A 23,169-nucleotide genomic window follows, 5' to 3' on the forward strand; every position below is an offset into this window, starting at 1 on the left:
TTTTTATTATGCTGATTGCATCGTTCAGCTGAGAACAGCGAGCCTACTTAGCGTGAGCTAATTCAACACTCTGCGTTTCATTAGCGACTTTCCAATCGCCACCTAAGGCTTTATACACTGCAATCGTGGTGTTGGCGGTTTGAAGCTTGGCGGCGACTTGGCGGTCTTGCATCGCTTTTTGTTGTCTTTGTGCGTCTAACACTGATAAGTAATCGACTAGGCCCGCTTTATAGAGTGACTTTGCCTTACTCACCGCATTATCAACAGCAAGGGTGGCTTCATCGATGCGCTTTTGGTTTTCTTGGCTACGACCATAGGCAAACAAGCTTGAATCGACTTCTGCAAAGGCGCTGTCTACCGAGTGTTGGTAGTTAAGCGCTGCAGAACGGAACCTTGCTTCGTTCATTTCTACCATGGCTTCGCCTCGGCCACCATCGAATACATTCCAACTGATGCCTGCAGAGGCTGCCCAACCGAATGAGTCGCTACTGAACAGATCATCAAAACTTCCGGCTGTCACTCCTGGCGTACCCGTTAGGAAGAATTTTGGATAACGATTGGCAATGCTTGCGCCGAGTTCTTCGTTAATGGCTGCCATTTCTCGTTCTGCAATTCGGATGTCTGGGCGTTGTTCTAACAAGTCAGAAGGTAAGCCTGTCGGAATCACATCGTTCATTCTCGGCAAGGTAAATTCACCCGCTAAACGTTGGTTCACGTTCGTAAGTGATTCGCCTAACAACACTGCCATGCGTTGTTTGTGAACTTGCTCTGCGATTTCAAGTTGAGGAACAATGGATTCAGTCGCGGCAAGCATGGCTTTGGCTTGCGCAAGATCTAACTCAGAGCCGTAGCCGCTGCGAACCACTTTGGTGACCAATTCTAAGGTCTGTTTTTGGTCGGCAATGTTCTCTAGTGCGATCGCTTTTCGCTCTTGCGCGCCTCGATATTGCAGGTAGTTGTGAATGACATCGGCGGTGATCAAGGTGTTCAAACCCGATTGAAAGATCTCAGCTTGTTCCACTCGAATTGTTGCCGCGTTGGATTGCTTGTCGATACGTCCAAACAAGTCCATTTCCCACGCGATGCTTGCACCTAAGAACCCGCCATCGTGTTGCGCTTCCAATAACGACATGCCCGTCGCTGATTCAACCGCGTCAGAGGCACCAAATACCGGGCCGAGTAGGGAGTCGTTCTCACTCAGCTGGTAGTTGTAATAACCGCCACCGACATTGATGGTCGGCACTTTGAATGATTCCACAACGCTCTTATATGAGTTCGCCATGTTGATTCGCTCGGCGGCCAATTTAAGTGGGATGTTTTGGTTTTGAACATCGGCTACTAACTGGTTGAGCGTCGGGTCATTGAACTGTGTCCACCAATGATTGTGCTGTTCGTTTTGGCTCACGCCGTCTTGGTTTACATCACCTTGGCTATATAAGAAGGTCTCTGCCATGGTCGTTTGTGGTTCTTCGTAATCGGGGCCAACCGCACAACCTGTCAGCAACAAGGCAAGAGCAATAGGAGCCACTTTAAACTTCGTTAATGGATACATGTTTATTGCTCCTTGTTGAATGAGGTTGGAGTGCCGCTATTTGTAGACTGAGGTGTTGCATCAAGCACGATCACTGCGTCTTTGATGGCTTCTTCTACCGTTTTCTTTTGTTCGGTTCGATAGAAAAGCTTGTACAGCGCAGGCATTACAAACAGAGACAACACGGTTGCTGCAGCCAAACCACCGATAATGGTTGCCGCCATCTGGTCAAATAGCAGGTCACTAAGCAGCGGGATCATGCCAAGTGCAGTAGTGAGTGCGCCCATTGAGATCGCCATTGTACGGTTCACGGTTGCTTCTTTGATTGCATCAGACAGTGAGCGACCGTTTTTACGTTCAAGCTCGATTTGGTCCATCAATACAATGCCGTTCTTGATGATCATACCGGTCAAGGTTACAGCGCCAATCAATGCCATGAATCCGAATGGTTTATCCAACAGCAATAAGCTGAATGTTGCACCCGTCGCCGCAAGCGGTAGGGTGGTAAAGATGATCACTGGCTGTTTGAAGCCGTTAAACATCGCCACTAAGATAATCACCATCAACAGCATTGCTTTAGGCAGCTGCTTAAGAATATCGCTGACCGCTTTATGCTCGTCGTAATATTCGCCACCCCATTCCAAGTGGTAACCTTGTGGAAGGTGAATGGATTCTATTTGTTCTTTAACTGAGTCTCTCACTGCTGCAGGTGTGGTGTAGCGACCAACGCCAGCTTGTGCTGTGATGGTTTTTACTCGGTCGCGACGCCAAATCATGGTCTCTTCGCTGCGAAGCTCAAACCCGTCAATGACTTGACCTAGTGGAACGCTGTGGATGCCCAATAAAGAACGTACCGGCAAAGTTTCTAGCGATTGAATAGAGCTTTCTGTACCACGCAGTTGAATCGTCACCAGTTCGTCGTTTAAGTTCATACGACCCAGCGGCATGCCTTCTGACGCACGTTTCATCGCGAATGCAATATCTGCACGGTTAATACCCGCAAGGCGCATCTTGTCTTGGTTGATGACAGGTTCTAGCATTTTGCTCTTTTGACGCCAGTCGTCACGAACGTACTTGGTGTCTGGGTGTCGAGCAAAGATAGCTTTCGCTTGTTCAGATAAGCCGTGCAGTACCTCGATATCTGGGCCTGAAAAACGCGCTTCAACACTAAATTTATCCGAAGTCGCAAGCTTTAAGCTTCTAAAGCGAGGATCGGCGTTTGGAAACTCTTCCATTAACCATTTGTCGCCACGCGCAATCAACGGGCTGAGTGAAGGGAAATCGGTCGCGTTAATCAAGATCTGACCGTAAGCAGAGTCAAACGGTTCTGGCTCAATGGTCACTGAGAAACGAGGAGCGCCAGCACCAATGTACGTTGAAATACTCTCGACTTCCGGCTGCTCTAACAACCATTGTTCGATACGCTTCATGTCTTCTGAGGTCTGTTCAACCTTGGCGCCATTGGGCAGCCAGTAATCTAAGAACAGAATGGGTCTGTCGGCTTGTGGAATAAAGTTAACGGCAATATTCGGGATAGCCAATGCAGTAACCAAGATCAACGGAATAAGCCCCGTCAGTGCTTTGAGTGGGTTATCTACCGTCCAGTTTACGCTCTTACGGTATAAGCTCACTTTGGTGTTGTCAGCTTGCTTAGTTGGCTTGATGAAGAACCAACACATCAAAGTTGTGAAGGTCATTGCGACAAACCATGACAACAACAGTGAAGAGGCGATAATTAGGAATACTGAGCTTGCGAACTCAGCGGCATCGGTTTTTGAAAAGATAACAGGGCTCGCACCCATGATAGCAATGACTGTCGCGCCAAAGAGTGGTGTAGCGGTCTCTTTAACAGAATCAATTGCGGCTTTGGTTCGGTCGATTCCTTTGTTGATTTTCACAATCATCATATCGGTGATGACAATGGCATTATCAACCAACATACCAAGCGCAAGAATGAAGGTACCTAGCGAAACTCGGTGCAAATCGATTGAAGCGATGTTCATGTAGATAAGCGTCAGCAAGATAGTCAGCAGTAAGCTTGAGCCGACAATGGTTGCGCTTTTTAGCCCCATGAATATAGACAGGACGATGAATACAATCGCGACACTCTCTAGCAAGTTGCTTACGAAGTTGTCGATCGATTTTTGAACTTCTTCCGGTTGGTTAGCAACTGTCGCGATATCAACGCCTAACGGCAGGGTTGCTTGAAAATCGCTGACGATTTGATTGATTTCATCACCAAGTGATACCACGTTTACGCCGGCGACTGGGCTCATCGCTAATGTGACCGCTGGTACGCCGTTGTAGCGGTTCTCTGTCATCATTGGCTCTTGGTAGCCCATTGTGACGTTTGCAATATCACCTAAGCGGATTAAGCTGGTTCCTAATTCACTCACGCCGCCTTTGATCATCAGGTTTTTGATGTCGTCTAATGAACCAAACTCACTCGACTGTTGAACTCGGATTCGTTCCGTTCCTGCTGAAAACTTACCGGCATCGAAGGCCATGTTTTGCGTATTCAGCTGCGACCAAACTTGTGTGATAGATAGGCCGTATTGCGCCAACCTTTCATCTGGGATGTCGATATGAACAACGCGTGGTTGAACGCCGTGTAATTCGATCTTCTTAATACCATCGACGGTTTTAATTCGACGTTGCAACTCTTCTGCGTAACGTCTTAGTTCAGCAGGCGAGGCATCTTTACTGTGGATAGAGAAAAGCATGCCGTAGACTTCAGAAAACTCGTCTTGTACGACACTGATCTGTGCAGTCGAAGGCAATAACAGCTTCATGTCAGATACTTTGCGACGCAATAAGTCCCACTCTTGAGGAAGTGCCTTTGAATTAAGAGACTCTTTGAGATCGACAAACACCATCGACATGCCAGGGCGAGAGAGTGAACGAAGTCGGTTTAATGATCCCATCTCTTGCAGTTTAGTTTCGACGGTATCAGTAACTTGCTGTTCCACTTCTTCCGCAGAAGCACCGGGGTAGAGCGTTACTACGACGGCCGTTTTGATGGTGAAGCTTGGATCTTCGAGCTTGCCAAGATCAAAGTAAGAAAACAGGCCTGCGATAACACTCAATGCAGTGAAAAACAGGATGAAGGTGCGTTGTTTGATCGCAAAATCAGCTAGATTCATCATGATTTACCTACAGACTCTTAACTTGAATATCGGAGAAGTGTTGGCCTTCCATGACGTACTGAGCACCACTCACCACGACGAAATCGCCATCGTTGAGCGTTGATTCAACACACACGGTATTTTGAGACATTGAAACCACGTCCACAGTCACGCCATGCGCTTGTTCGTTTTGAACGGTGAATACTTGCTCGATGCCAGATTGATTCACCAACGCTGAATACGGTAAACAGAAATTGTTGCTAGCTTCGCCAAGTTGAGTTGTCAGTGTGACGGCTTTTCCTGGCAACACTGACTTGTTGGTTGTCTCTACATGGTAGGTAACCGCGTAGGTTTGCTTGATAAGATCAGGTGACGTGGCAATTTCAGCGGCGTACCCAATCAGCTTTTCCTCTGAACCATACCAATTGATAACAGCGGTTTGATTCGGTTGGAACTCATGAATCAAGTTCTCTGGGACTTGGATTTTAACTTCAAGCTGATCAGGGCTGTGGATGGTGAAAACCGAAATGCCCGGCAGAACTTGCTCAAACTGATCGAAGTTAGATGCCGCAACCACACCATCGAAGGGTGCGAGCAGTTGGGTATAACGAATCGAATCTTTCGCACGGCGTATGTTCTGTTCTACGACTTTAACCGCCGCTTCACTTCGTTCATAACCGCTGATTGCACGGTCTAGATTAACATCGGCAATCGCATTATCAGCGATGGCTTGTTTTACTCGTACAAGTTCAGATTTCGCTAATTTGTGTGCAGATTTCGCTTCGAGTGCTCGTGCTTGTAACTCTTCTAACGCGACTTGATAATCATGAGGGTCTAACTGCGCAAGTGGTTGGCCTTTCTTTACTGAATCACCAACCGAGACCATCATTTTTTGAATAGTGCCAGGCACACGAAACGCGACGCCAGCAGTTTCTGATGACTGCAATTTGCCTGTGAACGATTTTTCAACTTGATGAGAGAGAGGCTCAAGTTGGATAACTTGAATCGGGCGCGTTTGTTTTTGAGCTATCGTCGCCTCAGAGTCATTACAGCCAAACAGAGCGGTTAGGCTTAGTGCAATGACTGTGTGTTTGAAGATAGGTGTCTGTTGAAAGATAGACGAACGCTGCAAAACAGATGAATGTTGAGATATAGGCTTCATGGATTACTCCTGTCAATTTATGGAGTAATTCTATCTTTCAGTCTTGTTTAGATAATCTAGTCTTCACGTGAAACACTGTCACAATATTCGTTACAATAACTAGAGTTTCGGAAGCTCTTGTAATAAAAAATCAATCAAAAGCTGTGCTGAATGGCTTAACGCTTTACGCTGAGGATAGAGCAACCATGCTTCTTCTTCTTGAAGATTCTCGTCGGGGAAAAGGTTAATCAAGGTGCCGTCTTTGAGTTGCTGTCGTACCAAGAGTTCTGGTAACAACGCGATGCCTCTATGTCGAATTACACCGCCTTTCACGAACCCAATGCTGTCGCTGACGACCAAAGGTTCAACTTTGATGGTGTGATCTTTGATGTCCCATTGTTTATCGATGTCGCCACTTGGCCATCTGAAGCAAACAAATGGGTAATTGGAGAGCTCTCTTAGGTTTGAGGGCTTGCCTTGTTTCTCTAGAAATTCAGGGCTTGCGACAAAAATACGCTGGAGAACCATCACTTTACGAGCAACCACGTTAGCGTCGCTCAACGTACCACCATGCATAGCGAGGTCTAATCCTTGACGGTACATGTCGACAAAGCCGTTACTAATGTTGCGAATATCAAGTTCAACCTTAGGGTACATATCTTGGAATTTAAACAGAGTAGACTGCATGATGTCGCTGGTTTCAGGCAATAGACCAATCTTAATTTGCCCGTGTGCAACCTCCGAAAGGTTGGAAGCGACATGGTTCGCTTTGTCGAGCGCACTAAGCGCATTGAGCAGCTCTTTGTAATAGAGCTCGCCAGATTTGGTTAAGGAGAGGCTTCGTGTAGTTCTAAAGAACAGTTGAATGCCGAGAGACTTCTCAAGGTCGTTAATTCTACGGCTAACGTTAGCTCGGGGAAGGTCAAGTGCATTGGCTGCGGCAGTAAAACTACCCAGTTCGACAACGGTGGTAAACAGCTTAAGATCTGCGATTTTCATAACAACGGCATTTAATCGTTTTTAGAACAGTATGTTGGCATCGTATACCAATTGGATTTTAAAATCGAAGCGTTCTTGGGTTTGGCTTGTTTTAAGACAGTAAAAAGCCAGCTGACAAATCATTATCAAAGCTGGCTTTGTGTTCGCATGGGACAGACTGCTCTATTTTTCACCTTGGACTAGACAGCTTGTTCTTTCGCCTCACTCCATATCAGTTTAACGACCTCGACCGTCGACCATCACAATGATAGTTTTAGAAATGATGCTGAGATCTGCGGCAATCCAAGACTTCACCGAACATAGGCTTAATGCGTAACTGTGGTCAAAGCCCACTTTACGACGTACATCATCAATACAGGTATCATAACCTTGATTAACTTGTGCAAGCCCCGTAATACCAGGCATTACGCCGTATGTACGGTCAGCAAAGTAAGGGATTTCGTTCTCTAGTTTGGTGTAAAAAGTAGGGCGTTCAGGGCGTGGACCAATTAGAGACATTTCACCTTTCAATACATTGAACAGCTGAGGGAGCTCATCAAGACGTGTCTTTCTCAAAAAGCGGCCAACGGGTGTGATTCGTGGGTCATTCGCAGTAGCCCAAACTGCGCCAGAACGCGTTTCTGCATCTTCGTACATGCTACGGAACTTCATGATTTCAAAGATTGCCATTTTCTCTGGTGTAGATTTACCAACACGCAATTGGCGGTAGAAAATAGGGCCGCGAGAAGTCAGTGCAATTGCCATCGCTATCAATGGAAATACTGGCGCTAGCAAAATCAAAGCAATTAGTGAGCTTACGAAATCGAACGTACGTTTAGCTCGTGAGATTTTGTATTGGTATAAGTTTTGAGTAGATAGCTGTTCAATGTTCATCATAATAAGTCCTTAATGATTCGCTCGTGTCCAAGGTGAGTTTTCTAGTCCGATTAGGTAACGAATGCCACCAATGAAGTTGGCATAGTGTCCAACTATCAAATAAGAGATTAATAAAATAGGTTTGTTTACTAGGCGCTTTGGCAAGATGCAGCCAAGTACGCCAATGGTATAAACGGCAACTTGAGCCCATAACAGTGCTTCAAATACCAAGTAGTTGTTAAGTAAGATTGAGCACACTAAGCACACAATCATTAAATATGGAGTGAGTAGGCGAAGCCCTTTTCCGGAGAAGAACGCAAACGCGATGCCTTTGAACTTCGGGCTGAACAAGCCAAACAATCGAATCGCTTGTTGCATGTTGCCCGCTGAAATACGAAGTCTTCTTTTGAAGTCCGTTTCTAGGTTCGATTCTTCTAGCTCCAGTGCCACCATTTGTGTTTCGTATTCTGCAATGTAACCTTGTTTAACGATTTGCATTGGCAAGATGAAGTCATCGTTGATGGTGTTTAGAGGCAATAGTTCAAATAAATGGGTTCTAAACAAGTAGAACGCGCCATGAGAACCTAAGCTAGAACCTAATGAAGCCTCAGACTCTTTAACGGCGGTTTGGTACTGCCAGTAAGTGTTTTCGCCTTCGTTGCCTGTTGGGCATAGTTGATACGTTGCGTTTACCACACCAACCTTGTCACTTTCAAAATGAGCGGCTGCAATAAGCAATGCATCCAATGAAATAAGGGCTGATACATCACTTAGCGCCGTGATATCGCTGTTTATATTGGTCACTTCTTCATTGATAACCGCAACTTTTCCTCGGTTGGTCTTGTGGTCATGTATCTCGAAATAGATATCGCTGCACATCGCTTCTTGAATCGTCATTTCGGCGATTTCTACCGTGTTATCAGTGCAGCCATCACAAGCGATAATCACTTGTAGCTTCTTTTTTGGGTAATCTAATGAAGCAAGGTTACGAACTTTATCGGCGATCCACTGCTCTTCGTTGAATGCTGGCACAAGAATGGTAATGGTGGGTAGTGTGCAATCTTGTTGTTCGTCTTTATAACAACGATGGCTCTCTTCAATCTGACGCGCCGGGTGACTTTTCGCATACCAACGCAGTAACAGTGGATAGGCGGCGTGATGGTAGACAATCAGCGCACCAGAGAATAAGCAAAGTCCTGCAAGCAACCAGTCGATCATGCGCAAACTCCTTTTGAGATATCGTTGTAAGAGGCAACCATTTTTACAATGTCGAAGTTGTCGAGTACGTAACGACGAGGTGACAAAAAGCGTTCATTTTGCTTTTCTAATAGCGCACTAGCTAACCCCACAATGCTGCCGCTTTTGACGAGGGCGCCGCTGACTGGACATAAGGTTTCATCGACAGCTCCTACATTCATCGCGACGGTAGGGATGTTGCATGCCTGAGCTTCTAGTGTAGAAAGTGGCAGCCCCTCATGACGAGAAGGTAGACAGAAGGTGTCTAACGCGCCGTAAAAAGAAGTCATGTCTTCAATTAGGCCAAGAAAGATCACACGGTCGCTCAAATTCAAGCGGTCAGTGAGTTGTTCCAGTTGCTTGCGTTTTGAACCATCACCAGCCAATGCGACAACGGTGTTAGTAGGAAGTAAGCTAAGCGCTTTAATCAGTTGGTCTTGACCTTTCACGTGTTCTAAACGTCCCGCACACCCTACGATGTGTTTATCGGTTGGTAGATCGAGTGTTGCTCTCGCGTCTGCTTTTGACATCGGTTTGAACTTCTCGCAATCCACACCGTTTTTAATCGTGACGATGTTGTTGTATGAAAAGGCAGAGCGCAGTTGGTTGTAAACACGGGTTGCATCGGCCACCAAAGTTGGCTGAGCGGCTTTAAGTGCTAATGCTTGTAAGCGACGACGTTTGTTATTTTTCAAATGCCAAGCATCATGCTCGGTATGAATTCGAGTAGGAACCCCTGATACACGGGCAGCGTAACCCGCGTAGAGCAGTGGGCCTATGTGATGGGTATGAACAACATCAGGGCGAATTCCTCTAAATGCTTTGATGAGTTTTATGATGATGTTGAATTGAACACCGGGCTCTTTATCTAAAAACACGATTTGGTTGTGGTAAGGCTTCAGCTTCGGCCAGTTTGCGATGGATTCTGCTTTAGTGCCTTCTAAACTGACGATCAACACTTGGTCTGTTGGTTTAGCAAGGCGCAGCAAATCTAACGTTAGGGTTTCTAATCCGCCTGGGGCAAGGTGTTGAACAACGTGTATGATCTTCTTGCCATGCTTTGTTATCTGGTTATTCATAATTTGGACCCTGCCTTTATAATTCTTGTTTCGCTTTTCTGACGTTTCTATTGAAGTAACTGCTTTAAAACGTTTGACTACACAAGGAGATTGCAGGAGTTGTGCCAATTAAATAATCAATATATTTCAGTGATTTACGTTGAATGGTTCGAGGGCAATTTTCGTTTCTCAAAATGGGAATCAAAACAGGATACGAGTGAATGGCTATTTGAATCGTGGTGCTTGGGGAAATCGAAAGTGGGATTAATAATTGGGGCTTTATAAAAGCAAAACGCCAACCGAGTGTTAGCGTTTTGCTTTAGGAAGCACGAAGCTAGGAAACTAGAAAGCTAGAAAGCTAGAAAGCTAGGAAGCACGAAACTAGAAAGCTAAGAAGCTAAGAAGCTAAGAAGCTAAGAAGCTAGGAAGTTAAAAATAGCTTTAAGGCTAATCAACTCATTTTAGGGATAACGGTAATAACAGGAACACCTAAGATGTCTTCAATTTCATCTTTACGCTTGATTGAAGAGTCAAACAGCTCAAACAATATCGCCAACCCAATGCCAAGGCCAATACCTGCAACGAAACCAGCCAAAACAAACACAAAAGAAGGTATGTTAGATTTCATACTAGGCGTGAAGGGTAAATCGATAATCTTCACACGTTTGTTTTGCTCGAATACGCCAAGCGAACCTGTTAGCTGAGCCATTTCATAACGCTCTGTCAGTTCATCGTATAGTTGGCGCTTAATTTCAACTTGTCGCTTAAGACGGTACATCTCTTTTGCATTTTCGCCGAAGTTATTCGCCTTGTGTTCTAGTTCAAAGATCATAGTACGAAGGCTTTTCGTTTCTTCAGTTAAAGACTCAAAGCGAGCTCGAACCAGTTGTAAACTGTGTAGCTGGGTGACCAAAAGAGGTTGGGTATCCGACAGTTTGTTCAGTGTCGTACTACTTGCAATGTCCCAAAGCTGGTCGCTGTTCATCGTCGGTTGAGTGACATCGAGTAAACTCTTTCTCTCATTTTCCAGTCTGTCTAGTTCACGAACTTTAGCTTGTACGGCACTGTGTTTGTTTGTGTATTTGGCTTGAAGTAGAGCCAGTTCACTACGAATATCGATGATCTGATCTTCTATTCGACCTATCACTGGGTTGGTTTTTGAAAGCTGTTGATCGATTGACCCTAAGCTTTTTTCAACACCGGATAACTCGGCCTCTTTTTCTGCCAGTGTTTGCTTGAGTGACGCTAAGCGATTCAAACTTTGGCTCTGTACCTCAGGCGTCGAATGAACATTCTCATTCATGTATAAGGCAAGGGCTTCTTCTGCTACTTCAAGTTCAGCACTGCGCTTATCTATATGAATTTTCAAGAAGTTGCTCGAGTCTTCAATCGAAGAACGTTCTGGTGCTAACAGTTGCTCAATAAAATGTTCACTTACCGAACGAAGCGTCGCTTCCATTCCATCTGGTGTGTTTGAGCTTAAGCTAATTTTTAGAAAATCTTTTCCAAGCTGAGTCACCGTTAGACGTTGAGATAGGTCAGTAATGATCTCTTGTTTCTCAATTTCAGGCATATCGGGCGTGGTTAATTGCAGTTCATCAGCGACCGAGTAAAGCACATGTCGACTATGAAGTAGTGTTCTCAACGCGTTAAGACGGTCTTTGAGCATGGTAGAAACGGCGATGTCTTCCAAGAATGGATTCATTTTGGCCGTTTCTTGAATCAACATACTGGTATGCGCGTCATATTTAGTCGGAGCCAACTTGCTCACACCAAAGCCTACAAAGGGCAAAATAAGGAGTGGTAGAACAATAACGTAGCGTTGGCGCCACATGGCATTGATGATGACTAATAACCGCAATTTCAGATTATTCATAATAGCTCCAACATCCAATGTACGAAGTTACCACGGTTCTGCCAACTGTCTTTGGAGACAACAGAGACTGGCGAGTTTTCAAGGTGACGACTTTGCTCGAGAGCTTCGACCATCTGTTGTGCGTTTTCAACGGACGTAACGTGATTATTATAAGGAACCATTGCAGGAAAAGGGGTGGTCACGATAGGAGTTCCCGCGGCTAGGTATTCCATCAACTTTAATGGACTGCATGCTCGGATCTGTTCGTTATCAACGAAAGGTAATAGGCTCACATCCCAGTGTTGAGAATAGCTTGGCAACGTGTGATGTGGGCGAGGCCCCAAATAATGAACGTTTTCGAGGTTAGGCAACGACAATGTATCAAGCTCATTGGGGCCGATGAATACAAAGTCCCATTCCGGCATTGCTGTCGCCACATGTTTGACCATGTCGTAATCCAGCCATTCAGATAAGCTTCCGTAAAAGCCTGCAATCGGGCGGTGGTTGCTTGGCAAGTCGTGTGCTCTTGGAACTGGTGTAGAAAATAGCCCGACATCGACACCATGTGGTAAGAGTTGAGCTTTCTCATTAGGGAATTTGTCCATCAGCTTTTCACTAGCAGCGAAGACCAGATCTGATTTATCAATCAATTCCAATTCATGCTGAGCGACAGTTTTGTGGTCAACGCCCGCGAGCGCACTAAAGTCATCCCCGCAGTAATAAACAACCGCTGACTCGCCTAAGTGTCCGCACAAATCAACAGCGGTAGGAAGGGAAGTCCATAAGATAGGATTATGAAGTTTCAGCTCAGCAATAACTGGCTTCAACTGGCGTAACATCATTTGCTGAGCCAGTTTTCTAGACAACTTTGAAGAAGGCGCAGGAATGGTTTTCAAGTTCACGACCGTTATGTTGCCTTGGTTGTTTGAATCAGCGACGTTTTGAGGATCCAGCATGTTTTGAGTAACTGCGTTGCTTCGCCCTGTCAGTTTATTGAATGCGCGAGTGATGTCTTTAACTGACAGTCTTGGCTGTCTAAGACCAATAGAGTTGACCCATAAGACTTTATGTTGTTTAGCCAAGTGGCGAACCAAGTGTTGAGTCGATGAAGGCAGACCGCCAAAGTCTTCACCAAATACGATTAAATCACGCATGGTCGCCTCCATGAGTCTCTAACGAATCGAACACATCGGATTCTGTCACTTCAACAGATTTAATCTGACCGACAACTCGAGCAGGGTTACCGCCTGCGATTGCGAAGGCAGGGATGTTCTTTGTTACCACGCTGCCTGCGGCTATTACGGCACCTTCGCCGATGGTTACGCCACCTTTAACGGTAACATTGGTACCTAGCCATACATCTTGTTCAAGAATGATGTCGCCGATTTGCTGAGGGTCATCGCCTTCACCTAGTGCTCGACGTTTTGCATCAAGCGGGTGTCCAGAGTATCCAAACAGGAAAGCGCCGCCAGCGATGCGTACGTTGTCGGAGATAACGACTTTACCTCCAACAGCGATGGTCGATTGCCAACCGATGTCTACATTGTTGCCAATCGACAGTAGTGGGTGTTCCAAGCCTTCAAGTGGTTGGGTACAACCAGAGAATGTCGTGTGGCCAGAGATACGGCAGTTATCGCCAATCGTAATTTGTACAGGACCGCTCACGAAAGGGAGGCCACCGTATAAATACAGGCGTTTGCCACATTGAGCGACACGACCTTTGAAAGCTGGTGTCCAGTAGAAGAACCGAGTAAAACCAGAAACCAAATTCACGACAAGCTTGTGTGCTTGGTATAGGCAGCGATTAAGTACTTGAGGGGTAGGTAGCTCTGTGCTTCTGATGTTTTTCAAAATGATAAACACATTTCTAATTCGAGAATTAGGATGAAACTTAAGCCAATGTTTGAATTGATGTATAGATACTGACGTCATAATGAAAATCCTCTTTTTTGTTATATAGAAGTACTTTCATATATTGTGCCATTTAATAAGTTTATTATTTTCAATGAGTTATAAGTTTCATTTTAGGTTTTCTCATTTTGACAGGCAGTATGCGATACGTTAGAGACGCAAACTGTGAGTGCTGCGAGGATGTAAATCGGCCAGTTGAAGCCTTGAGTCAAAAATGTACCCGACACGATTGTTCCAATCAGACCTGCATAGATCGCATAGGCGACCGCATTAAGCTCGGGGGCGATTTCTGTGGCCGAGTTTTTTAACCTCGTTAGCGTAGAGCGAGAGGTTTTGATCAAAGAAACGATAAGACAAACAAAAATGATCAGACCAATAAAGCCTGTTTCTGCCAACACACCAAACCAAGTACTGTGAACGGCGTGATTCAGTCCGTCCCAGTGCGAGCTGTAAAAGAAGTAGTTCGAGAAGAAGTTGTTCAACCCTACGCCAGTCAGTGGATTCTCAACTGCCATTTTTACTGCCGCTTCCCAAGCATAGATTCGCCCCATTGCAGATTCATCGATACCTTGTTCAGCGGCACCACCAGAAGATCTGTCTGAGATCCCAGCAACCAAGTAGAGCACTACGGCCACGACAGTTCCTACGGAGATTAAGAGAACTTTAGAGCGCACTAGTTTCCACGCAAAAATACCAATCACCGCAATACACCCCAGTAATCCGCCACGGCTTTGAGTCGCAATAATGGCGGCGAGCAGCAACAAACAGACTAACCCGCTAATTAAACGTTTGGATCGTGAGATGCCAGATGTGGTGGCTTGGCTTATCGTAAAGGCGAGTGGGAACATCAGTACCAGTGCTAGATCATTCGGGTCGCCTAACATAGAGCCAAAATCGCGGCCAATAGTCACGCGTGAGCCCTCGACAAGCCCAATCCCATTTACTGAGTTGTACACGGCGATAGAGCTGACTAAAGCGCCTGCGTAGATAATCGTCATCGCGGTTTTTGCGAGGTTTTCCGTGGTGTTTACTAGCCAAGTAATCGCAAGCGTCATCACCATTACTTTCCAATACACGCCTTTAAATTCAGCTAACGCTATTGGACGGTTAGACGCGAAGATCAGGCCGATAAAGACGAGAGCCCAAAAAACAGCAAGCCAGCTCAATGTAGGGTGCCAGAATATTTTAAGTTCTTTGCTGATGAAAGCATGCCAGAGCAAAGCGGAAAGCGCGCCTAGCGAGAGTAATAGCGGTATCTTTAACGAATAGAGTTGAGGTATCGCTTCATGGATTCGAAAAAATGAAAAGACAACGAACAATATCACCATCCAAAAGGTCTTGTTAATAACAAACATTCCAGCCAAAGGAAGAAGTGCTAGCGCAACAATAACAGCGGGATGCGGCACGAAGTACCAGACAATACCGAGCCCGACACACAAGGTGCTGATCGTGATGATGACTGGCAATCTATTGGCTTCAGGGTTGACCATTGTGACCTCTATTCGCAAATAAACTCTTCATGACTCGCTCGCAATCTTTTGAGACGTAGTTACACCTAATGTTAAATATTGCAAAGCGAGTGCCAGTTATGCATTTTGTTTAACTAATTGATTTAGTGTTGGATTATTAAGTGAGGGCTTAGCCTTGAGGTGAGTTTTGTCAATTTGAGAATCAGTATAAGACTGACTAGAACGGCTAAGTTATCCAGCTAAAATAACCAATTACCGACTAAGACTAGTATTAACGGTCGAGTTGATAGATTTCCAACAACTGCGGGACAACAGCTTGTGGCGAGTATTGGTCTTTCACGGTTTCTATCGCGTTACTCTTGAGAGAGTCACGTTGCTCGCTCGTCAATGACATCCACGAGGATAAATGCTGTTCTAGTACTAACGCTGTTTCTGAATCAGATTCTGAATTGGCGAGGTAGCCATTAACTTGGTGCACGATGAGCTTAGGCAAGTTACCAACTGAGGTAGCGAGAACGGGAATGCCGCGAATCATGGCTTCTAATGCCGCCATAGGTAAGCCTTCAAAGCGGGAAGGGATGATTAACAAATCGATTTGGCTCCAGACGTCGTCCATATTGATCTGATGCCCATGAAAGGTAACATTATGAGGCTGCGATTTAACTAAGGCCTCCATTTCGGGTCCGTCCCCGAAAAGTTCAAACTGAACATCGGGAAACTGTTTGGCTAATGCTACAAATCGATCAGGCGCTTTTTCATGGCTTAACCGCCCCACAAAGCCTACATGGAATGGGCTTGATGAAGGGGAGTTTGTTAACCCGGTTGGGACTTTAACAAAGTTATTCAATTGATGGGTTTTACTCGGCACTTTCGCTTTAATCTTCTCACTGACCACGAGCGACTGATCAGAAAGAAAGCTGCTGTAACGGTCGAGCCAGTCATAAAGCCATACTTTGCCTGTTGGGGTTTCACCTGCGTGATAAGTGGTGATTTGTTTGGTGTTGTTAAAACGAGGTGGGAGCTTGATGAGTTTACTGACCAAACTGGCTTTGTAACCATGAGCATGGATAAGCCTTGGCTGATAATGTTGAACTGCACGTTTAAGCTGTGTCGCGCTATTGCCGCTTGAACCTGAACAGCATAAGGCTAAATCGGAGAGATAACTAAAAGGGATGTTCAGCGTATTCAACTTTTCAACGATGATCGCTTCAGGATTAAACTGAGTCAAAAGAACGATTCGAACAGCATCTGAATACTGAGCGCTTTCAGAAATCAGGCCTTGTGCTAATTCTAAAACATGCGTTTCTATACCTCCAAAAGTTTGGCTGTCGATCAACAGCCAAATTTCATGAAGGTTTACGTTGAGTACACCTTGGCTAGGCTTGATTGTACTCATCTTCCGATTCCCAAGCCTGCTTCTTACGGTAAACGGTAGAAGGGCTAAGTTCTAACAACACAGCAGCGTTTAACACATTCCCATCGCAATGATTGATGGCATGTTGAATGGCTTCGCGCTCTATTTGCCACATTGGACGAATAGCACCTTCGCTTGTTGTAAATGCGGGCGTCATCGGGTCGTTGTTAGCGGGAACAACTGACGATTGCTCCAACTCTTCAGGAGTAATCGGTGGCAACTTAGCTTCGGGTGCTTCCACAACAACAGTTTGGGGCGCCGCTACTCGAATTGGTGTCACTGATTTCGAGGTTGGAGCTGCGTCTATTTTATTAATCGGAGGCGGTAACATGTCTTTGGTCACGCTTGTTTCATTGTTCAACACCACGATGTTACGGATGATGTTTTGCAACTGACGCACGTTGCCTGGCCACGCATAACGCTTAAGTAGATTCTGCGTTTCTTTGTCTATTGATTTGAACTTCTTTTTGTCTTGCTTCGCGTACAGCTTTAAGAAGTGATTACAAAGGGTGACAATGTCACCTCCTCGTTCACGAAGCGGTGGCATCTCGATAGGCACGACGTGAACACGATAGTAAAGGTCTTCTCTAAAACGTCCTTCTTCTACCTCAACCAGTGGGTCGCGGTTGGTCGCACAGATAATTCTGACATCCACTTTAATCTCGCGGTTGCCACCGAGTGGAGTAAACGTACCGGTTTGCAAAAATCGTAGGAGCTTCTTTTGCATCTCCAGTTCCATTTCACAAAGCTCATCAAGAAATAGGGTACCGCCATGCGCTTGCATTGCTGCACCTTTACGGTCGGCTGTTGCTCCGGTAAATGCACCTTTAACGTGACCAAAGATTTCACTCTCCATTAGGTCTCGAGGGATAGCACCACAGTTAATCGCAACGAAGGGCTTACCATTACGCTGGCTCTCTTGATGAATCGCTTCCGCACACACTTCTTTACCCGTACCACTTTCGCCGTTAATAAACACGCTGGCAGTGGTTGGTGCGACCGAATCAATGATCTTGTAAACCGCTTGCATGGGTAGACAAGAGCCGATGAAATTATGAAAACGGTCACGATCGAACTTGCTTTGCATGTTATCGACGAGGTTTTCGAGTTTCGCTCTTTTTAGATGTAAGCGGACAGAGGTCTTGAGTCGATCGGCTTGAATTGGCTTTTCTAAGAAGTCTTCCGCACCGCGTTGGATAAGGTCTACAGCAATGTTTACTGAGCCATGTGCTGTCGCGATGATGACGGCGGCCGGTATTTCGTTCGCACTAATCCAATCTAAGACTTCTTCGCCTGGCATGTCGGGCAGCTTAAGATCGAGAATAACAAGCTGTGGTGAGTGCCTTTCAATGAAGATCTTAGCTTCCGCGCCGGTTTCGACGTGGAAAATATCGTAGGGCTCGTCTTTAACGTACTGCTTGTAGAGTACGGCGAGTGAGGTGGAGTCTTCAACTAACAATACCTTAGGGCGCATTGTGTATTCCTTTTGAAACTTTATCCTAACCAATCAATAACATAGTGGTATGTATCCATCAATACGAGACTTGTGTATTTGTTATCTACCGCATGCAATCTCTTAAGAAACGATAGGTGTACTTTCTCGCGTTGTTGGTCACGCCGGAGTGCATGTTAATGGTGAGTATATTAATAACGACTATGTTGAGTTTTATCTGATACCGATACTGATACTAATGAGCATTCAGAGCTCGCTGAAACCAGCCTTTTTTCTTTCAAGCAAGGCTTTGATTGAACGCTCTGCGAGTTGTAGTAATTCGTCAACTTGTCGAAATGCCGCATCATGACTCTGTTCTAAACATTGCTTCTCTAAAGCGCGAGCCAACTCACCCAAAGGGCGATTACCTAATGATAAGGCCGTGCTGCCAAGAGTGTGGACCTCGAACTCAAGTATTTGAGCGTCGTTCTGAGCGACAGCCTCTTTTATGGCGACCAAGCGTGTTTGTGATTCTTCGACATAATGGTCGATCAAGATCGGGATAATGTCCGCACTGGTATCGCGAATCATTTGCTCCAGAACGCTTTCATCGACAAGCCCGCTCACTTCTTGTGAGTTTAGATGTGCAGCTGTGTCTGACGCTAAAGTGGAATTCATCAAACTAAGTCCTTCTATTGAGCGTAATATCCGTGAGTAAAGGGGCTGTTGACCTTTCGTGGTTAAATTTTGTTCGAATGGGGGCGCCTAGCTCGAACCCTTCGGGCAGCCCTTGTGGTTCATTTCTACTGCGTTAGAGACTTTTCATGTAGGCCAGCTACACGTCAAAGCCTCTTCCTTGTATTAATTTTCCACAAGATGCTGCAAAACCCAGCTCGAAAGGTCAACAGCCCCTATTAAGTTCTAGTCATTTTCTAGAATAATTTCAACTGGTTGCCGTACAAATAGAGCATTTAATTGGCATCTCACTCATATTGCTACAGGGTTTGTGACAAGCCTAACGGACTGATTTAATTTTTGTTTTCTCTTATGAAATATAAACTTAGGTGCCTATAAGCGTAAGGGGCGGGTAGAGCTCCGGAGAAAACGAGGCCGATACAAATAAAAAAGACCACTGCGGTGAATTAACAACAGTGGTCTTAGAGCGGGTTAAGTAGTTTAGGCTAGTCTAAATAGCTATATAACCAAAATAGCGATAACCCAAATACCTATAACGCAAATAACGATAATTTAAACAGCCGTGCTTTAAATAACGAAAAGTAGAACTACGAAGCTTTATCAATCTTTGGCTTTGGGTCGGCTTCTACTTCTTCCTCGCTACTTTCAGAGAAGATATCAGCAACAGCGCTTCTCTCTAATTCACCCTTCAGATTACCTTCTTCGTCGACAACTGGAAGGGAGTAGTCACAAGACATAGTGTCTGGAAGTACTTCTTCAATTACCGCATCAGGTAAAACAGCAGGTACCTCTTCGTAAATCTCATCACTGAAGTCATGAACAGAGGCATCTTCAACGGCGTCTTGTAGGCTCTCTTGTGTGACTAGGCCTTGATAGCCTTCATCCGTTACGTGATAAGCGTAATCGTTTTTCAGCATCTTCATTTGTGCCAGAGCACCTTCAATCGTTTCTGAAGTGATTCGATAGAGAGGAGGCTGCATAACCGTTTCAACCGTCAATGCACGAGCACGGTTTACGTCTTTAACGAATGCCTCTACATAGTCATCAGCAGGATTCAGTAGAATCTCATGTGGCGTACCTTGTTGTACCAACTCGCCATCTTTCAAAATTGCGATTCGATCGCCGAGACGGAGTGCTTCATCCAAATCGTGGGTGATGAAAACAATCGTCTTATGAAGCTTCTGTTGCAGTTCAATGAGCTGATCTTGCATTTCACTTCGAATCAAAGGGTCGAGTGCCGAAAAGGCTTCATCCATTAACAAGATTTCAGCGTTAGTACACAGAGCGCGAGAGAGGCCAACACGTTGTTGCTGACCACCTGAAAGTTGCGCAGGGTACTGCTTGCCGTAACCTTTCAAACCCACCGTTTCTAACCATTCATTGGCTTTCGTTAAACGGTCTTCTTTTTTGATGCCTTGCACTTCCAACCCGTATGCAACGTTTTCTACCACGGTGCGATGAGGCATTAAGCCAAAGCGTTGGAATACCATCGACATTTTATGACGACGGAACTCTTCTAATTGCTTGGTATTGAGGCTCATTACATCAATGCCTTCGACCATAATCTTACCCTGCGTTGGATCAATTAAACGGTTGAAGTGGCGAATTAGAGTCGATTTACCCGAGCCGGAAAGCCCCATGATAACGAAGATTTCACCGCGGTTAATCTCGAGATTAATCTCTTTTAAACCGACGGTATGACCTGTGTCCGCAAGAATCTGATCTTTGTGTTCGCCGTTCTGAACTCGGTTCATAACAGACATAGGTTTCGGTCCAAACACTTTGTATAGACCACTAATTTCAATCAATGGTTTAGTCATGCTTGAGTCCTCCTAAATGCGCATTGGTTCTTCTTGCGTATGCCTGTGAAGCGCGGTCAAAAAGAATTGCGAGGGCAACAATGGCAAAACCGTTCATCAAGCCTAATGTGAAATATTGGTTGGTGATGGATTTAAGAACTGGTTGTCCTAGGCCTTTCACACCAATCATGGATGCGATAACAACCATAGACAGTGCCATCATGATAGTTTGGTTGATACCCGCCATGATCGTTGGCATTGCTAGAGGGAGTTGAACACCCCATAAGCGTTGTTTCTTGCTCGCACCAAAAGCGGTTGCTGCTTCAAGGACTTCTTTATCGACTAAGCGTATGCCTAGGTTGGTTAAACGAATCACAGGTGGGATAGCGTAGATAACCACGGCGATCAGACCTGGAATTTTACCGATGCCGAGTAACATCACCACTGGGATTAAATAAACGAATGCCGGCATGGTTTGCATGATATCAAGCATCGGTGTAACGATAGATTGAGCTCGATTTGAACGAGCCATCGCAATACCAATCGGAATGCCTAAGAATATCGAAACCAAGGTACAAACAGTAATGATACTGAGCGTCCGCATGGTGTCTTCCCACATTCCAAAGTAACCAATAAGGAGCAGAGAAACGACACAACCTAAAGCCAGTTTCCAAGAACGACTCGCGGCGTAGACAAGGCTTGTACAAACGGCGAGGACTATAATCCAAGGGGTTGAGATAAGAAGTTTTTCAAACCAAACAAGGAATGAAAGAAGAGGGTCAAATAGAGATTCGATCATTTCACCGTATTCACGAGAGAATTCACGGTATGCGCCATCCAGCGTCTTTTTTATGGTTCGTAAATCAGCGCGTTCCATCTCTGGAAAGGTTGATAACCAATTGGTGTCAGCCATTTTATATCCTTATAGTTCGGAGCCACTTGTTCATGCGATGAGGTAATCGCCTATGAAAAGGGCTCCGAATCATGAATAACATCAAGTATAGCGACGTTATTTCCGTATTATTGAAGCTTAGTGCTTAGCCTTAGTGCACAGTGCGTTTCGAAATATAGCTATCATTGAAATATAACGGCTATCGAAATGCTGCGATTAGAGCTCAGCTTCAACTTTCTTAGCGACTTCTTGAGAAACCCATGGGTGCCATACTTCTGGGAATTCACTCAAGAAATGCAAGCTCGCTTCTTCACCATCCGCTTGATTGTCTTCCATCCAAGCAAGCAGGGAGTTCATCTTATCGTTTGTGAAGCCACGTTTAGTGAAGTAGTCATAAGCTTCAGGTGCACGTGACGCAAAACTCTCAGTGGTGATAGTGTGAACGGGTGAAGGTGGGTACATGGTCGCTTTAGGTGAATCACAGTCTTCTTTGGTGGTACAAGTTAAGAACTCTTGTTCATTAACACCACTACCAAAGTCAACTTTAACCATGTCGTATTTACCTAGAACGGCGGTTGGCGCCCAGTAGTAACCAAACCAAGCTTCTTCGCGCTCATAAGCTTTTGCGATAGAGCCAGATAAGCCGGCACTCGAGCCTGGATCAACAATCGTGAAACCACTGTCTTCCAGCTCAAGAGCGTTAAACAAGTTTCCGGCGCTGATCTGACAGTTCCAGCCTGCTGGGCAACTGTAGAATGCTGATGTATCTGGGTCTTCAGGGTGCTTAAATAAGCTAGCGTTTTTACGTACACCTTCGATGGTTGCCATCTCTGGGTATTGTTTAACTAAGTAAGCTGGAACCCAAAAGCCTTCTTCACCGCCATTCACAAGTGCTTTACCTGCGTAGCGAAGACGTTTTTCTTGGACACCCTTGTCCAATGCGTCTTTTAAGCTGTTGCTCCAAAGTTCAGGTGCAACATCAGGCTGGCCTTTTTCAATCATGGATGTGCCTGTTGGCATGGTGTCGCCAGGGATAAGTTCGGCATCACACCCATAACCATGTTCTAGGATGAATTGGTCGATATTGGCGATCAGTGTTGCAGAGTTCCAGTTCATATCTGCGATTGTTACGCTGCCACATTCTCCAGCGTTAGCATTACCGCTGGCTGCTGCTACTAACAAAAATACGGAGCTTAACTTGTATTTCATATTGAGTTTCCTTTCTCTTTAATAATACAACTAAGGTAACCAAGGTAAATTGATTATCTAAATTGCTCGATGGTGATCCTTTCCGTGTATTTGAACCATTTGAGCAGAAGGAGGAATGGGTGAAGTTTGAATAGATAAACGTGCAAAGTCAGTGAAGTGTGATTTGCCAATTCATCCACTGTGTTTCAACAGCCATCGGATAACTTTGTCAAACTATTACAAATTCGTCAAAAACCACCTCTATTTATAATCTTAGGGAATAATCGTACGAATTCCATCTTTGATGCGATTTACATGGCACTTTAACCGTCTGTGTCACATTACCGCTAAAGTTAGGCATGGGGCTGTTGATTTTTGAAGGGATTTAAAGGTGGTAAGACCATGGTTGACGTGTGTGAAATGCGTTGAATGGTTTTTAAAATCTTATTTTCAATAATAATTTCGCCAAAAACACCCAATTTGGTTTTGGGGCATTTAGAGCTGTCGGGGGCTTGAATTTTAATAGGATAGGTGGCTGTCATGGTATCAATGACAGCCATACAGTTGC

General features: G+C 45.2%; 18 protein-coding genes. All 18 read right to left on the bottom strand.

Annotation, left to right across the window (positions count from 1 at the left end; translation table 11 throughout):
* Positions 1-43: 43 nt before the first annotated feature.
* Positions 44-1,552, bottom strand: coding sequence for an efflux transporter outer membrane subunit (locus L3V36_RS20750; protein WP_208775497.1), 1,509 nt, complete (start codon positions 1,550-1,552; stop codon positions 44-46).
* A 2-nt stretch (positions 1,553-1,554) separates the two neighbouring features.
* Positions 1,555-4,674: an efflux RND transporter permease subunit gene (locus L3V36_RS20755; protein ID WP_208775526.1), complete on the bottom strand. Its 3,120-nt coding sequence runs from the start codon at positions 4,672-4,674 to the stop codon at positions 1,555-1,557.
* A gap of 10 nt (positions 4,675-4,684) precedes the next feature.
* A complete protein-coding gene (locus L3V36_RS20760) occupies positions 4,685-5,818 on the bottom strand; it encodes an efflux RND transporter periplasmic adaptor subunit (RefSeq protein WP_208775495.1) in 1,134 nt (377 codons plus the stop codon).
* A 99-nt stretch (positions 5,819-5,917) separates the two neighbouring features.
* Positions 5,918-6,796 carry a LysR family transcriptional regulator gene (locus tag L3V36_RS20765; RefSeq protein ID WP_102482955.1) on the bottom strand — a complete coding sequence of 293 codons (879 nt, stop codon included), beginning with the start codon at positions 6,794-6,796 and terminating at the stop codon, positions 5,918-5,920.
* Positions 6,797-7,012: 216 nt separating this feature from the next.
* Positions 7,013-7,672, bottom strand: coding sequence for a sugar transferase (locus L3V36_RS20770; protein WP_017077278.1), 660 nt, complete (start codon positions 7,670-7,672; stop codon positions 7,013-7,015).
* A gap of 9 nt (positions 7,673-7,681) precedes the next feature.
* A complete protein-coding gene (locus L3V36_RS20775; RefSeq protein ID WP_208775488.1) occupies positions 7,682-8,869 on the bottom strand; it encodes a glycosyltransferase family 2 protein in 1,188 nt (395 codons plus the stop codon).
* Positions 8,866-9,966, bottom strand: a complete 1,101-nt coding sequence (locus tag L3V36_RS20780; RefSeq protein ID WP_208775487.1) for a glycosyltransferase — start codon at positions 9,964-9,966, stop codon at positions 8,866-8,868. The genes L3V36_RS20775 and L3V36_RS20780 overlap by 4 nt, the downstream gene beginning before the upstream one ends.
* Positions 9,967-10,396: 430 nt before the next feature.
* Complete coding sequence (locus L3V36_RS20785) at positions 10,397-11,821, bottom strand: Wzz/FepE/Etk N-terminal domain-containing protein (protein WP_208775485.1); 1,425 nt, start codon at positions 11,819-11,821, stop codon at positions 10,397-10,399.
* Entirely contained in the window at positions 11,818-12,954 is a 1,137-nt protein-coding gene (locus L3V36_RS20790) for a glycosyltransferase (protein ID WP_102448247.1), read from the bottom strand. The genes L3V36_RS20785 and L3V36_RS20790 overlap by 4 nt, the downstream gene beginning before the upstream one ends.
* The gene (locus L3V36_RS20795) at positions 12,947-13,732 is read right to left on the bottom strand and encodes an acyltransferase (RefSeq protein ID WP_017094511.1); all 786 of its coding nucleotides are present in this window, start codon (positions 13,730-13,732) and stop codon (positions 12,947-12,949) included. The genes L3V36_RS20790 and L3V36_RS20795 overlap by 8 nt, the downstream gene beginning before the upstream one ends.
* A 92-nt stretch (positions 13,733-13,824) precedes the next feature.
* A complete protein-coding gene (locus L3V36_RS20800; RefSeq protein WP_208775484.1) occupies positions 13,825-15,201 on the bottom strand; it encodes an O-antigen ligase family protein in 1,377 nt (458 codons plus the stop codon).
* A gap of 250 nt (positions 15,202-15,451) precedes the next feature.
* Positions 15,452-16,576, bottom strand: a complete 1,125-nt coding sequence (locus L3V36_RS20805; protein ID WP_065682409.1) for a glycosyltransferase family 4 protein — start codon at positions 16,574-16,576, stop codon at positions 15,452-15,454.
* On the bottom strand, positions 16,557-18,068 hold the full coding sequence (locus L3V36_RS20810) for a sigma-54 dependent transcriptional regulator (RefSeq protein ID WP_102566861.1): 1,512 nt from the start codon (positions 18,066-18,068) through the stop codon (positions 16,557-16,559). Before L3V36_RS20810 ends, L3V36_RS20805 begins: the two co-directional genes overlap by 20 nt.
* 225 nt (positions 18,069-18,293) lie before the next feature.
* Positions 18,294-18,704, bottom strand: coding sequence for an Hpt domain-containing protein (locus L3V36_RS20815; RefSeq protein ID WP_102502764.1), 411 nt, complete (start codon positions 18,702-18,704; stop codon positions 18,294-18,296).
* 605 nt (positions 18,705-19,309) lie between these two features.
* Positions 19,310-20,542 carry a glycine betaine/L-proline ABC transporter ATP-binding protein gene (locus tag L3V36_RS20820; RefSeq protein ID WP_017080492.1) on the bottom strand — a complete coding sequence of 411 codons (1,233 nt, stop codon included), beginning with the start codon at positions 20,540-20,542 and terminating at the stop codon, positions 19,310-19,312.
* The gene (locus L3V36_RS20825) at positions 20,535-21,434 is read right to left on the bottom strand and encodes a proline/glycine betaine ABC transporter permease (RefSeq protein WP_004733798.1); all 900 of its coding nucleotides are present in this window, start codon (positions 21,432-21,434) and stop codon (positions 20,535-20,537) included. The genes L3V36_RS20820 and L3V36_RS20825 overlap by 8 nt, the downstream gene beginning before the upstream one ends.
* A gap of 195 nt (positions 21,435-21,629) precedes the next feature.
* The gene (locus tag L3V36_RS20830) at positions 21,630-22,622 is read right to left on the bottom strand and encodes an ABC transporter substrate-binding protein (protein WP_004733797.1); all 993 of its coding nucleotides are present in this window, start codon (positions 22,620-22,622) and stop codon (positions 21,630-21,632) included.
* A gap of 332 nt (positions 22,623-22,954) precedes the next feature.
* Positions 22,955-23,161: a hypothetical protein gene (locus L3V36_RS20835; RefSeq protein WP_208775482.1), complete on the bottom strand. Its 207-nt coding sequence runs from the start codon at positions 23,159-23,161 to the stop codon at positions 22,955-22,957.
* Between the last annotated feature and the right edge of the window lie 8 nt (positions 23,162-23,169).

The organism is Vibrio sp. G-C-1, from assembly GCF_021728015.1.
Classification (GTDB): domain Bacteria; phylum Pseudomonadota; class Gammaproteobacteria; order Enterobacterales; family Vibrionaceae; genus Vibrio; species Vibrio splendidus.